Source organism: Bradyrhizobium sp. AZCC 1678, from assembly GCF_036924765.1.
Taxonomy (GTDB): domain Bacteria; phylum Pseudomonadota; class Alphaproteobacteria; order Rhizobiales; family Xanthobacteraceae; genus Bradyrhizobium; species Bradyrhizobium algeriense.
Genome location: NZ_JAZHSE010000001.1, coordinates 2840765 through 2853520, shown reverse-complemented (window position 1 = coordinate 2853520; position 12756 = coordinate 2840765). Strand labels below are relative to the sequence as shown.

At 58.1% G+C, this 12756-nt stretch carries 13 protein-coding genes and 1 pseudogene; 6 read left to right on the top strand and 8 right to left on the bottom strand.

The genetic code is table 11. The features are described from left to right. Positions 1 to 121 precede the first annotated feature (121 nt). Complete coding sequence (locus V1294_RS13570) at positions 122 to 331, bottom strand: hypothetical protein (protein ID WP_334497726.1); 210 nt, start codon at positions 329 to 331, stop codon at positions 122 to 124. Positions 332 to 1075: 744 nt separating this feature from the next. Beyond that, entirely contained in the window at positions 1076 to 2263 is a 1188-nt protein-coding gene (locus tag V1294_RS13565) for a glycosyltransferase family 2 protein (protein ID WP_334497724.1), read from the bottom strand. Between the two features lie 182 nt (positions 2264 to 2445). On the opposite strand from V1294_RS13565, the gene V1294_RS13560 reads away from it, so the two are divergent. Beyond that, on the top strand, positions 2446 to 3645 hold the full coding sequence (locus tag V1294_RS13560; RefSeq protein ID WP_334497722.1) for a glycosyltransferase: 1200 nt from the start codon (positions 2446 to 2448) through the stop codon (positions 3643 to 3645). Positions 3646 to 3714: 69 nt separating this feature from the next. Further along, entirely contained in the window at positions 3715 to 4035 is a 321-nt protein-coding gene (locus V1294_RS13555) for a hypothetical protein (RefSeq protein ID WP_334497721.1), read from the top strand. A gap of 107 nt (positions 4036 to 4142) precedes the next feature. On the opposite strand, the pseudogene V1294_RS37985 reads toward V1294_RS13555, so the two are convergent. The 6 genes and pseudogenes from V1294_RS37985 to V1294_RS13525 form a co-directional block, all read right to left on the bottom strand. Beyond that, positions 4143 to 4253, bottom strand: a pseudogene (locus tag V1294_RS37985) (PEPxxWA-CTERM sorting domain-containing protein); the annotation flags it as partial. 627 nt (positions 4254 to 4880) lie between these two features. Continuing rightward, positions 4881 to 5585 carry a PEP-CTERM sorting domain-containing protein gene (locus V1294_RS13545; protein WP_334497717.1) on the bottom strand — a complete coding sequence of 235 codons (705 nt, stop codon included), beginning with the start codon at positions 5583 to 5585 and terminating at the stop codon, positions 4881 to 4883. Between the two features lie 248 nt (positions 5586 to 5833). Continuing rightward, the gene (locus V1294_RS13540; protein WP_334497715.1) at positions 5834 to 6607 is read right to left on the bottom strand and encodes a metallophosphoesterase; all 774 of its coding nucleotides are present in this window, start codon (positions 6605 to 6607) and stop codon (positions 5834 to 5836) included. A gap of 150 nt (positions 6608 to 6757) precedes the next feature. After that, complete coding sequence (gene xrtV / locus V1294_RS13535) at positions 6758 to 7669, bottom strand: exosortase V (protein ID WP_334497713.1); 912 nt, start codon at positions 7667 to 7669, stop codon at positions 6758 to 6760. A gap of 61 nt (positions 7670 to 7730) precedes the next feature. After that, positions 7731 to 7952, bottom strand: a complete 222-nt coding sequence (locus V1294_RS13530; RefSeq protein ID WP_334497711.1) for an XrtV sorting system accessory protein — start codon at positions 7950 to 7952, stop codon at positions 7731 to 7733. Positions 7953 to 8009: 57 nt separating this feature from the next. Continuing rightward, complete coding sequence (locus tag V1294_RS13525) at positions 8010 to 8984, bottom strand: hypothetical protein (protein WP_334497709.1); 975 nt, start codon at positions 8982 to 8984, stop codon at positions 8010 to 8012. Positions 8985 to 9135: 151 nt separating this feature from the next. Here V1294_RS13525 and epsI point away from each other — a divergent pair, with 151 nt between their 5' ends. From epsI to fcl, 4 genes are all read left to right on the top strand, one after another. Beyond that, on the top strand, positions 9136 to 9837 hold the full coding sequence (gene epsI / locus V1294_RS13520; RefSeq protein ID WP_334504636.1) for an exosortase-associated protein EpsI, V-type: 702 nt from the start codon (positions 9136 to 9138) through the stop codon (positions 9835 to 9837). A 154-nt stretch (positions 9838 to 9991) separates the two neighbouring features. Then, positions 9992 to 10582 carry a S1 family peptidase gene (locus V1294_RS13515; protein ID WP_334497707.1) on the top strand — a complete coding sequence of 197 codons (591 nt, stop codon included), beginning with the start codon at positions 9992 to 9994 and terminating at the stop codon, positions 10580 to 10582. Positions 10583 to 10697: 115 nt separating this feature from the next. After that, on the top strand, positions 10698 to 11783 hold the full coding sequence (gene gmd / locus V1294_RS13510; protein ID WP_334497705.1) for a GDP-mannose 4,6-dehydratase: 1086 nt from the start codon (positions 10698 to 10700) through the stop codon (positions 11781 to 11783). Further along, on the top strand, positions 11764 to 12708 hold the full coding sequence (gene fcl, locus V1294_RS13505; RefSeq protein WP_334497703.1) for a GDP-L-fucose synthase: 945 nt from the start codon (positions 11764 to 11766) through the stop codon (positions 12706 to 12708). Before gmd ends, fcl begins: the two co-directional genes overlap by 20 nt. Positions 12709 to 12756: the final 48 nt, after the last annotated feature.

Below are 12756 nucleotides of genomic sequence, written 5' to 3'. Positions count from 1 at the left end.
GCGTTCGCAGGTCAAGCGGTCCGCCGACCGAATAAGCAAAATAAATAAGAGCTACTCAATGCAGCCGACGGGTCAGCCTTGTTCAGCTATCCGAACTGGTATCAGGTCGCGGCCGGCTGGCTCAGAAATTCGCTCGGACCTTGGCCATCCCCGAGCATACCGTAGCGGCGAACCTGTTTTCTGAAGCTGTTTTCGGTTCGGCCCCTGGCCTGCTATCAACCCCGTCCGATTGACCGCGCAATGCCCTTTCGATCTGCAGCCAATCGCTTTCTTTTATCTCGGTCGATTCATTCAGCGCCGCAAGCAGCGCGCTCGTCAGCCTATCCGGCATGGGTCCCATCCCCTCGTGCCGTCCGGCAGCCCCGGCGGTCACAGGCCTGAAGAAAGCGCGCAGCACCTACCCCAAGGCGCTCATCGACACTAATCAAGATGGGAGCCCGACTGCGCAGCGATTCGCAAGCCGGCTATGCGGCTTGGCAATACCTTTTCCCAGCTAGGTGACCAAATAGTTCCAGCTACCGGAACTAATCCGGGAGCCGCTTTGCGCTGACCTACCATGCAGGAGACAGAGTATGGTCGGTTAGCGCTGCACGCCGACCGAGGACACCCGGGGGAGCGCCAGCTAAGCCCCCAAAAGCCATCCCACACCCGCAACTATCGCCCACAGCCAGCCAACCATGGCGATCCCGATTGCCGCCAGATAGAGCGGCGGAGCTAACCCCTGACGTAACTTCTTCACTGTGAACTTCGCAAAGCTTCCGCCTCGGACAGGCGCTCGCGAAGGCGTCGCAATTCCAGATACCGCTCCGTAATGCTGACAGCTGTGAGCTTTTTCAAAGCCTTCTTCGGCTTCTTTGATTTCGGCAGAACATCCACGGTCGTGCGACTGTGCGCTTTCATAGGTAGCCCCCTCCTACTGCCTGAGAAAACTCAAGCAAACGATGTGCCAGTCAAAACAGGGTGATGCGACCGGAACACCAGACCAACCTTTGTCTGGCGCGTTCTTATTGAAGTTCGATAACGCTTGCGTGACCCATTTGGGGGAAGTCGTGGAAAAAAACCCGCGGCGTGGCGGCTAGTTGGGGGTTGACCGGTCGGTCCGTATCCATTGGGACGCGGTGCCGCCTATCAACATCCGGCCGTAGAGTCGGATTTTTTTCAATGCAAAAGAGCCGAACGATAATGCCTCATGCGCAGGGAAAACCTGGCGCCCAAATCTAGACCAAGCCAGAACGACACATAAGAAAAATCCAACGAGATTGCCGCCCGCGATCACGGCGGGCAGCCACGGCCCTCCCAGCAGCGCAACAGACGAAGTCAGGACCATTGTCCCGATGATCAATAGCGCAAGGAGAGAGAGTGGCGGCACCAGAAGATCCAGCGCCAGCGCAAGGACGTTTACGTCCCTGCGCATTAAACCGGTCACGAGAAATCGCGGAACGAATTTTCCGATGGTGGCGAGATGACCCTGCACCCAGCGCTGACGCTGACTCTCGGTCCCCTTGGCGCTTGTCGGAAATACGCTGGTAACTTTCACAAACGGAAAGAAATACGGGGCTTGGCCGGTTTTCGCCAGATCGAGCCCTAGCTTCAAATCCTCCACCAGATGACTGCTCGCCAGTGGAACAGAGTTGATCGCATTCCAGGGAAACATCATTCCTGTCCCCATCAGCTGAACAGGGCAATGAAGGTTTCTCAGTCCAAGCGGCCGAATCCAGTTTCTGAGAATCCAGGCGAACTCTGCAAAGCTGTGATTGACGGGCGAATTGTCAGCGCTTTGCATCATGAACAGCGCTTGTACCGGCCGCTGAACGCCGTGACAGGTTCGCTTGAGCCCGTCGATCAAGTCGGCCTCGAGACGGCAATCGGCATCGACAAAGAGAACGAAATCAGGCGGGTTCTGGCTAAGGTGGGTTATGCCCCACCCCATCGCAAATCCCTTGCCAATTCTTTTGGGGTCGTTGCGGACTATGACCTCGGCCCCCGCTTCGGTCGCAACCACCGCGGTGTCGTCGGTGCAATTATCGGCAACGACGATAAGGCGGTCTCCAGCGCCAAGCTGCGCCTTGATATCCTGCAGCGTTGGAATAAGTCCCAAGCTTTCATTGTGCGCAGGAACAACGACTGCAACGCGCTTCTCAATATTTAATTCTTTGGCCTCGAAAGGCTCCAGCTTTGGCGCCTTGAGAGCTGCAATGACTTCAACCAGCAGGACAGCCACGGGAACGCTGAGCAATCCAGCCAGAGCGGCCAAGATCAACATCACAAAAACCGATCTCGAAACGTTTGACTTAACGCTTTTGTAAAAAAGTGAGTATGGAAGTCAGGTATAAATATCCTGTTTCCCTCTCGATTACTACTATATTCCCCAAATAGATAAATAGGACGCGGGACCCGTATTTTATCGGGCCTACTTTCGGATAAGTGTCAGGCAGAGCACCCTTTATGAAAATCGCCTATCTGGTTAACCATTATCCGGCGATCAGCCACAGTTTTATTCGGCGCGAAATACTGGCGCTCGAACGGCTGGGTCACGAGATCCTGCGAATATCGATCCGGGGTTGGGCCGACGCGCAGCGCGGCGCCGAAGATCAGCTCGAGCAGGCCCGCACGCGTTACGTCCTGCGCGGCGGCGCCGCGCCGCTACTCGTTTCATTCTTGCGCATTCTGGCAACCAACCCCGTCGGCCTGTTTCGCGCGATCGTCTTGACATTGAAAATCGGTCTGCGGGCGGAGCGTCCCCTCCCCGTTCATTTGATTTATCTGTTCGAGGCGTGTCAGGTGGCCCTGTGGCTGCGCAGCGAAAAGGCGCAGCACCTGCACGTCCATTTCGGCACCAATTCTGCGGAAGTCGCGATGCTGGTCGGCGAACTGGGAGGGCCACCCTGGAGCTTTACCGCCCACGGCCCCGAAGAGTTCGACAAGCCGAAGTTCATCGCGCTGCCTGAGAAAATCCGGCGGGCCCGCTTTGTCGTGGCGGTCAGTTCATTCGGGCGGAGCCAACTCTTTCGCAATGTCCCCCATTCTTATTGGCCCAAGATAAAGGTGGTCCATTGCGGGCTTGAACCAGCCTTCTATCAAACCGATGCCACCACGGCGGCGGGCGGCGAACGACGATTGGTTTGCGTCGGCCGCCTGTGTGAGCAGAAGGGACAGTTGCTGCTGATCGAGGCGGCGCGGCTGCTGGCGGAACGCGGAACGAAGTTCGAACTGGTGCTCGCCGGCGATGGCGAAATGCGCGGCGAGATCGAGGCGCTCGTCGCAAAGTACAAGCTGACGGGTGTCGTTCGAATAACAGGATGGATCAGCAGCGACGAGGTTCGGGCCGAAATTCTCGCAGCCCGGGCGCTGGTGTTGCCGAGCTTCGCCGAAGGACTACCGGTCGTCATCATGGAAGCCATGGCGTTAAGAAGGCCGGTCATTAGCACGTTCGTCGCTGGAATCCCTGAACTTATTCAGCATGGCGAGCACGGCTGGCTGGTTCCTGCCGGCGACCTCGAGAGCTTGGCCGCGGCAATGGAGGAATGTCTCAGCACGGCGCCGGAAGCGATCACGAAAATGGGAGAAAGTGCCCGTCAACGGGTCCTGCAACGCCATGATGTGGACAAGGAAGCGGCTAAGCTGGTCGAACTGATTGAAGCCTAGACCGGGCAGTTGGACCGACAATTGTCGGTCGCCCCGGTTGGGCGATACCTCATGCTTCCAGGAAGTGAGATGAGGATACTGCTTTCCCTGTTGGCGGTTGTGACTGTCATCGGCTCGATGCCGCCGGCCGTCGGTCAGGTCAACATGCAGTACAGCGGCCGATATGGCGGACAGTACGGTGGCCAGTATGGCGGGCAATTTAGCGGACAATACAGCGGACAGTATTATGGGCGCGGGAGCAGCGACCAGACCGCCTCGCCAAACGCGCTGGACAGAAAGCTCGATATTTTGGGCTATCCAGTCAATTCCGGCTCTTGCGGGCAACTTCATTATCCGCCGCCCGGAACGGATTACGTGCTCCATGACAGCCAGGGGCGGCGCTGTTTTTAGAACAATGTGCCGGCGGTCCTTGTGAATTCATCGCGTTTGGCAGACAGCAAAAGACCGCCCGTAGGCGGTCTTGGCGTCAGCCTTGGCGTAAGCAGATCCAGACCGGTTCAGGTCGTCGCAATGCCATTCCGGCGCCGGCGATAGGCCAGCACGCCGATGCCGGCAAAGCCCAAAATCATCATCGCCCAGGTCGAAGCCTCCGGTACGGCCGGGGCGGCTTGCGTGGCATCGAAGCTGATCGACGAGAAACTTCCCTTCGCGTCGGCCAGTAGCAGCGTCGCCATCTCTGACGTTCCGAAAAAGAAATTGCTCGAGCTCTCGTCCGGACCAATGGTCAGAGAACTGACGTGCAAAAACCGGACGTCCCCTCGGAAATGTCCAATACCCAGGGGCGGTCAGATAGCCGAAGCCGGTCTTGGGATAACCAAGCACGGGCGTCTTGCCTGCGATCCAGCCCGGCTCCGTCGTCCAGCCGTTGACGCTCGAGGCGAGCGGGTTCGTGACCGAAAATCCGTAGATATATTCGGAAATAGAACTGTTGATGACGGTGTAATAGCCCGTGTTGCCTGGACCGACGGTCTAGATGACTGCAAAATCCGCAGCCGAAACAACAACCGCCTTTGCCGGATTCAACGAACTGAAACCAATCAACAATCCGACCGCAAGCACCAAAGCCGTGAGTGTGTTCGCTCTTAAACAAAGCATTTAAATCCCCGCTCCGCCGCCCGCCTCGACTTAATTTCGCTCAGGCGGGAAATCACAATAAATAAGTAGATTGATCCGTACTGGGCCTGGCCAACAGCACCGGGTCACAATCGCCGATTTTCGTCGCAGCGCAGATCGCGTTATGACTGTGCCTTGTCGATTAGCAGCACCGGCGCGCGGCGCGCGGGCAGCCGGGCGCCGAAAAGACCGATCCCGACGAAGCCAAGCAGCAGCATGACCCAGGTAGCCGGCTCCGGAATGGGAGACACCGCTGCGCCAAAATTCAGCGCATTGAGATTTAACACGGGGTCTGACGAGGTGAGCAGAATCGTCTTGAAAGGTGTGTCGTCGGTTACACCGAAAAAGCTCCCGAGATCGTAAGCATTTCCTGCGCTAGTCAGCGTCAGCGTTTCGCCGTTGGAAAGTGTGAACGTCACGTCAGTCCCGAAGAACGTATCGAAATTCAAGGCGACTGCCGTTACAGGTGCGGCAAGCGTGATCAAAATGTTTGTAAGGCCGATGGTCTGTTGCTGCGAGGACAAAACCGGAAAAAAACCGTTAGACCCCCAATACTCCGGTCCAACGTTGTAGAAAACTCCGTTGCCTAGGCCTGCGTCCGTCGCGAACAGTACACCCTCATAGCTGACGGAGGCCGTACCGCTTCCAAAATCGTCATATCCTTCAGAACCTGTCGGATTGGGAATTGGGACAGAGGTATAGCCAGGTACGGCCGCGCTCCACGAAGAGAAGTCAGCGTAAGTGACCAAGCCGGCGTCTGCGTTGACCGTGCCTGCAAACAATATCAGCGCCGCCCCGAAGGCAGCCGAGTTCATCTTCGTGAACATCAAAATTCCCGAAATTTTTGTGTGAAAACGAACGCGGCACTGATTCGTCGCTGAATAATAGCGGAAACGGGCGAGCACCGAAAAGGAATTAAACTTTAATTGGGGATTGAAGCGGCCAACGCCACACGAACTTTATTCAATATTCGACGCCTCATCCCCGCCCGCAAGATGCCAGGGCCGGGAAATATACGACTTGCCGCTGGTGGGACGGCCAGGAGAGCATCTTCACGCCGACGACGGGCCGGTCCCTACATTTCGTGACCGAACACTTCCAGATATTCGGAAGCGCCGCCTGGCCGGTCATCCTCGAAAACCCCGATGACCAATCGCCCCGTCTTCCAGGCCAGCCCATCCAGATTGGTCTTGTGCTTGCCTGCAATCGGCGCGCGCGCATCAGCGTGGTGGCCGTGTACGACATGCCGCTGTCCATGCCCGACATCGGCACCGCCGGGATAGCGCTTCCAGAGCAACGTTTCCTCGTTCTGCTGATCGAGCGGAGCTTTCGGATCGACGGCGGCGTGAACGAATATTCTGTGCCGATCGACATGCATCAGTGGAAGATTGGCGATCCAGTCCAGATGGTGGGCCGGGATTGCGCGCAGATCGGGGAGCGTTGCGCTTTGGCCATACGATGCCAGCGTTGCGCCTCCCCCATTCTTGATCCACCAGTCGAGCTCGGCCCTATTCTCGCAGACCGCGCACATCATGGCTTCATGGTTGCCCTTCAGATTGATGACCTTCGATTCATCCGGTCTCCAGTCCATGAGACGCTCGATGACCTGTCTGCTCTGCGGTCCACGGTCGACGTAGTCGCCCAGGGTTATGATCGTGGAGGCCATCCCCTCCGCATGCCGGGCGACCGCGTCAATGGCGCGATCCAGGAGGTCCAGCCGGCCATGAAGGTCGGGTATGGCGTACGTTCGGCTCACGGCAACCTTCGTCAAGAACCGGTCTTGAAGTGGAAAGAGCTTAGCAAGCTCGCCGCGAACAAACCACCTCGCAGAAAGCGCATGCAAGAGCAAGGCGCCTCAACGGACGATTTCATGAGACGCAGCGATGATGTTCGAAGCTATAGCGTTTTCGAGCGAAGTGGGTACCGGTTCGCGTGAAGAAAACGCGTCAAAATAAGAATCTAGAGCTTCGGTTCTGATTCAATCAGAACCGATAATGCTCTAGGCGGGCGTCGCCGCTGCGGCGCGGTTGCGGACACGGCGCACGAGCGCAAAACAAAGGCCGAGAAAGGCATCGAACAGGAACAGCAGAATAACCGCGACGACGAAAAGGCCGATGCCAGTGAGATCGTGCAGAATTCCCTCGAGCATGTCAGGCCCCAGGTAATAAGCGATCAGGACCAACGCGAAAACGCGAAAGAAATTTGCAATGATGGTAATGGGTATAATCGCCGCGAGAAGGAACAGGCTGCGAATTTTTTCCTGCCAGCGAAAGGCATAGGCGTAAAAAACGCCGATCGCGGACAATGCAAAAATCGAATTCATTCCGGAACAGGCGTCCTTTACCAGGAGCTGATAGGTCCCGATCATGATCATGACGCCGTTCTGGGCGACCGGAAAACCCGTCGCATAAAGCACGTTGGTAACGACGTTCGAAATAAAGACCTTCAGCGGAACCGTGGCGGCATCGACCAGCCAGTCGGGCATCGGCACCGCGAAGATCAAGAATCCGATCGGAAACGCGAGTACCCGCAACGCCGGCCATCCCGCTGAAATCAGGACGCACCCGACGATGACGGGGATCAAGGAAAAGGTTTCGAAGGTGACCAGCCCCTGCTGGATTCGGGCCAGATAGAGGAGGACCAGGCCGCCGAGGAGAGCAACCCACCCCATGACGGGAGCCGGAGAAATTTCAACGGCCCTCAACTTCTCGCGCGATTGCCAGACCAGCCAGAGCGAGGCGGCAATGATGAGCGGACCATGCCCCTCCTGCTCCGTCTGCCAAGGCCCATCGATCAAACTGAGAACGGTTTGGGCATAGGCAGCGATCACCGAGGCGCCAAGCAGCGCCGGCCATAGAAAAGGGCCGAGAAAACCTGCCTTTGCCGATGGTATTACTTGCGAATATGTCATTCCAATATACCAACAGATTCCGAAATTTGGTCTACTGATAGCATTAAAAGTAACAAGCCGCTCATCTCCGGGCTATCAAAACCGCGTAACCGGCGCCAGCAAGAATCAAGATCAGCGCAAGATAGAACGAACCGGCATTTCCGACTTGGTTAGCGACGGCGAATACGATGCCAGCCAGCATGAAGTGCAGCAACGTTCGATTGTCCCGCCCGGTGAACTGGAAGAACGCGATCACCAGCGCCGCGAAACAGGTAACGGTCAACACATCAAAAAACGTTGTCATTTCACGTCGATATCGCCTTGAGGAAACACTTTACGGCAGCGCCATTACATCCCGCGCTCAGTTCTTCTTGCCATCTCCCGGCTGCATGATCTTTGCGTATTCGCCTTCATATTTCGCTTCGAGATTCGCAGAGTAGGCCGCAATCCCCAGCTCGGCTTTAACCGCGTCCGCGCGCATCAATTGCCGCGCAAGAGTGGCCGCAGCGTCTCCTTCGAGCGGGCGCCGCTCTTCACCCTTGATCTTGAAGAACATGCCGTTCTGGCCAGCGCGAACGAAGAACACATCGTCCGCTTTTTTGGCCTCGATCACCCCGTAAAACTCCGGTGGCAGATCGCCGCTGTTCAGCGCGCCCATTTGTCGGCCGTGGGGGATGCCGGCTGCGGTAAGCTTCTGGTCGATTTCGTCGAGAGATTTGGCATCCTTGTTCGCTTCGACGAAGGACTGAGTGTTCGGCCCTAGTGGAAATGCAATCTGTTCAACGCTGAGCAGCTTTCTGCCGGCGAATTTCGCCGGGTTATTGGCCATGTACCTGTCGACATCTGCCTTGCTCGGCGCCTTGGCCGCTGCCGTTCGCTGCAGATACGCGGTCTCGAGGATCTGTTCGCGCGATCTCAGAAGATCCAGCAGCACGCTTGGTTCGCGATCGAGCTTCGCAGCCATGGCCTGGCGGAGCAAATATTTGCGCACGACCAAATCACCCAGCACGCGTTTGACGATCTCCGGCTCCTTCTGCTTGTCCGGCGAAACGTTCGCCCAGCGGAACTCGTTCTCGATATCCTGGACGGTTACGACTTCCTCGCCGACACGCGCAACGACCTGGCTTTTGGAAGCAGCCGGCTGATCTTTCTTGCCGCACCCGGCCAAGACGACCGCACCACAGGCCAGCAAAACGGCAAGCCGGGCGATCTTGATGGATATACCCTTCATCCAGGAACTCCGTGCATCCAATTGGGCCGAGAGGTATATACAACAGTCCGGCCGTGCCTTGATCCTGGTATGACTAACCAGCCCAATGCTCCGGGTCGAGCCCATAACGCTTTTTCGCTGCAATTTCCGTTGTTTATGTTAATTTCGTTAAGTGGGCCGATTATCTCTTTCTTTTGACTGCAAACAGGCCGGTTGGAGTATATCCTCGCCCGAAACGGCTGATCCAATTAACTCTCGAAGATTGTGCGTGGTCTCAATGAAATACCCTCGTATTCAGATCATACTGGCGTGTATCACAATCGTGGGATGCGCCGTACTTGCGACTGTCCTGGCGCCGCGCCAACTGATGGCCCGTACATCGGCCTCCCCCAGCCTTGAAACCGTCATACCCCGTCAGTTCGGAACTTGGACGCTGGTTCCGGAAGTCAGCCCGGTCCGCCCGGCGGATCCGGACGCGTACGTCCAGCCGGACCCGCTTGCAGGAAAGATTTACAGTCAGGAGGTGGGTCGAGGCTATACGGACGGGCATGGCAACATCGTCATGCTGATGGTCGCGTACGGTCCGGTGCAGAACTATCGACTAAAGTCCCACCGCCCGGAGATTTGCTACACGGCCAATGGCTTCCGGATTTCAGAAAAGGCGGACGCCGCGATCAACTATCGCAACGGCACGCAACCCATCAAGATGACGCGATTGATTGCGGCAAGGGAGTCGCGCTTCGAGCCGGTCACCTACTGGCTGCGGATCGGCAATGACATCGCCAATGGCGTCGTCGATCATCAGCTCAGCCGATTGAAATATGGCCTGCGCGGCATCATTCCCGATGGCGCACTGATCAGGGTCTCCACAATCGGTCTGCCGAAGGATGTATCCTTCAAACTGCAGGACCAATTTATCCGCGATCTGCTTGCCGCTATTCCGCCTCAGGAACTCAAATTCTTTACCGGCGCGAGCTGAAGATCGCTAACAAACGAGCGTGCAAACCCGGCAGGTAATCTTGGCATTCGCTCGATCCACCGCAAAGTTGCTGCGCGCACCATTTCTCCGGGGCGTGCTTCTTCTGGCAGTCCTGTGGCAGCCAGCATGCGCGCAAGACGCTGACGATACGCTGTTGCCATATGCGGTGCACATCCATCAGACGCCGATGCAGAGCTGGGGACCGGGATCCGGCATCTATCTCGGAAAAGGCCTGTTCATCACGGCAGCGCATGTCGCAGGCCGGACCTGGCTGACGCGGCCCAAGATCGCGATTGCCGGCTCGGAATATCCGACGCGTGTCGTCAAGGAAGGCAGTTTTGAGGGAACGGATCTCACGCTGCTATCGATCGAGGAAGCGCTGCTTCCGGCGCGCTTGCGACTTCGGCGAAACTCGATCTGCACCGAACCGCCCAAGCCGGGACAAGACGTTGTGACCATTGTGCCGGGATCTGCCGTGCGCTCCCACATCCTGGCGCCCGATCGGCTGCCGATCGGAACCCGCAGCCGGTTCAGCACGGTCATCGCCGACGTGGCCCGTACCGGCAATTCAGGATCAGGGGTGTTTGATGTCAAACGCAAATGCCTGCTCGGCATCATGAGCCGAAAAATATCGCAACCATATTATCGACCTGATACCAGAAAGACGGAAGCGCGTGATATTGCCAAATACTTTGTACCGGCCTCAGAGATTGCGGCCTTCTTGCCCGCCCATTTGCAGCTCTAGCTAGTCGGCTCCCTCGGCTCTGCCGATTTATCACCCGCACATTGAGACAAATCACGGCGCCGGCGTTCAATAAATTTGGCACCTTTGGTGCGCCGAAAGAAGTATTGGAGCTGGCATGACGAATGAACATTCACAGCGGCGCGTGGCGCTGATCACCGGCGTCACCGGCCAGGACGGCGCCTATCTGGCCGAATATCTGCTCGGCCTCGGCTACACCGTCCACGGCGTCAAGCGGCGGTCGTCCTCGTTCAACACCGCCCGCATCGATCACCTCTACCAGGACCCGCATTCCCGCAACGTGCCGTTCCTGCTGCATTACGGCGACATGACCGACTCGACCAATTTGATCCGGCTGATGCAGCAGATCAAGCCGACCGAGATCTACAACCTCGCCGCCCAGAGCCATGTCGGCGTCAGTTTTGAGAGCCCGGAATATACCGCCAATGCCGACGCCATCGGCGTGCTGCGGCTACTCGAAGCGATCCGGATCCTCGGCATGGAGAAGGAGACGCGGTTTTATCAGGCCTCGACCTCGGAACTCTACGGCCTGGTGCAAGAGGTGCCGCAGAAGGAGAGCACGCCATTTTATCCACGCTCTCCTTACGGCGTCGCCAAGCTGTACGGCTACTGGATCACGGTCAATTACCGTGAGGCCTACGGCATGTTTGCCAGTAACGGCATCCTGTTCAACCATGAGAGCCCGATCCGCGGCGAGACGTTTGTGACGCGCAAGATCACGCGCAGCGTTGCCCGCATCGAGACTGGTCTGGAAGAGGCGCTCTATCTCGGCAATCTCGAAGCCAAGCGCGACTGGGGGCACGCGCGGGATTATGTCGAGGGCATGCACAGGATATTGCAGGCGGATGCCCCCGACGATTTCGTGCTGGCGACCGGCGAGACCCGTTCGGTGCGCGAATTCGTCGAGCTGGCGTTTGCCGAAGTCGGCCGCACCATCGAATGGCGCGGCAAGGGCGTCGATGAAACCGGCGTCGACGGCAAGTCCGGCAAGACCCTGGTCAGGATCGATCCGGTCTATTTCCGGCCGACCGAAGTCGATCTTCTGGTCGGCGATGCCAGCAAGGCGCGCGAGAAACTCGGCTGGAAGCCCAAGACCTCGTTCGCCCAGCTGGTCAAGGAAATGGTCGCGGGCGACCTTGCAGAGGCGCGGCGGGAGGTGGCCAATGGCAAGCCTGCCGTTTGAGCTGGAGGACAAGACGGTCTACGTCGCCGGCCACCGCGGCATGGTCGGCTCGGCGCTGGTGCGCCGGCTGGCGCCGGAAAATGTCGAACTGCTGACGGCGAGCCGCGGCGAGGCCGATCTGCGCGATCAGGCCGCGGTCAACCGCTGGTTCGCCGCAAAGCGTCCGCAGGTGGTGTTTCTGGCGGCCGCCAAGGTCGGCGGCATCGTCGCCAACAACACGCTGCGCGCCGAATTCCTCTACGACAATCTGGCGATTGCGGCGAACGTGATCCATGCGGCGCATGTCCATGGCGCCGAGAAACTGATGTTCCTCGGTTCGTCCTGCATCTATCCGAAGCTGGCGCCGCAGCCGTTGCGTGAGGATGCCATGCTGACGGGGCCGCTGGAGTCGACCAACGAGCCCTATGCGATTGCCAAGATCGCCGGGATCAAGATGGTGGAGGCCTATCGCAGCCAATATGGCGCCGACTTCATCAATGTGATGCCGACCAATCTCTACGGCAGCGGCGACAATTATCATCCCGAATACAGCCACGTGGTCGCCGCCCTGATCCGCCGCTTCCACGAGGCGAAGATGTCCGGCGCCAGGGAAGTCATGGTCTGGGGCACCGGCACGCCGCGGCGCGAATTCCTCTATGTCGACGATCTCGCGGACGCCTGCATCCATTTGATGAAGACCTATTCCGGCGATGAGCTGGTCAATATCGGCACCGGCGAGGACATCACCATCGCCGAATTCGCCCGGGTGGTCGCAGCGACCGTCGGCTACACTGGCGAGATCGGTTTCGACACCTCGCGCCCGGACGGCACGCCGCGCAAGCTGCTCGACGTCAGCCGGCTGGCCAGGCTCGGCTGGCGGGCCTCTACCTCGCTCGAGGATGGCATCAGGCTCGCCTATCAGGCTTTCCTGAGTGACGGACGATAATAGCCATTCCGGAAAACGCGCAATCGAATCTCGCCGCTTCGGAATCAC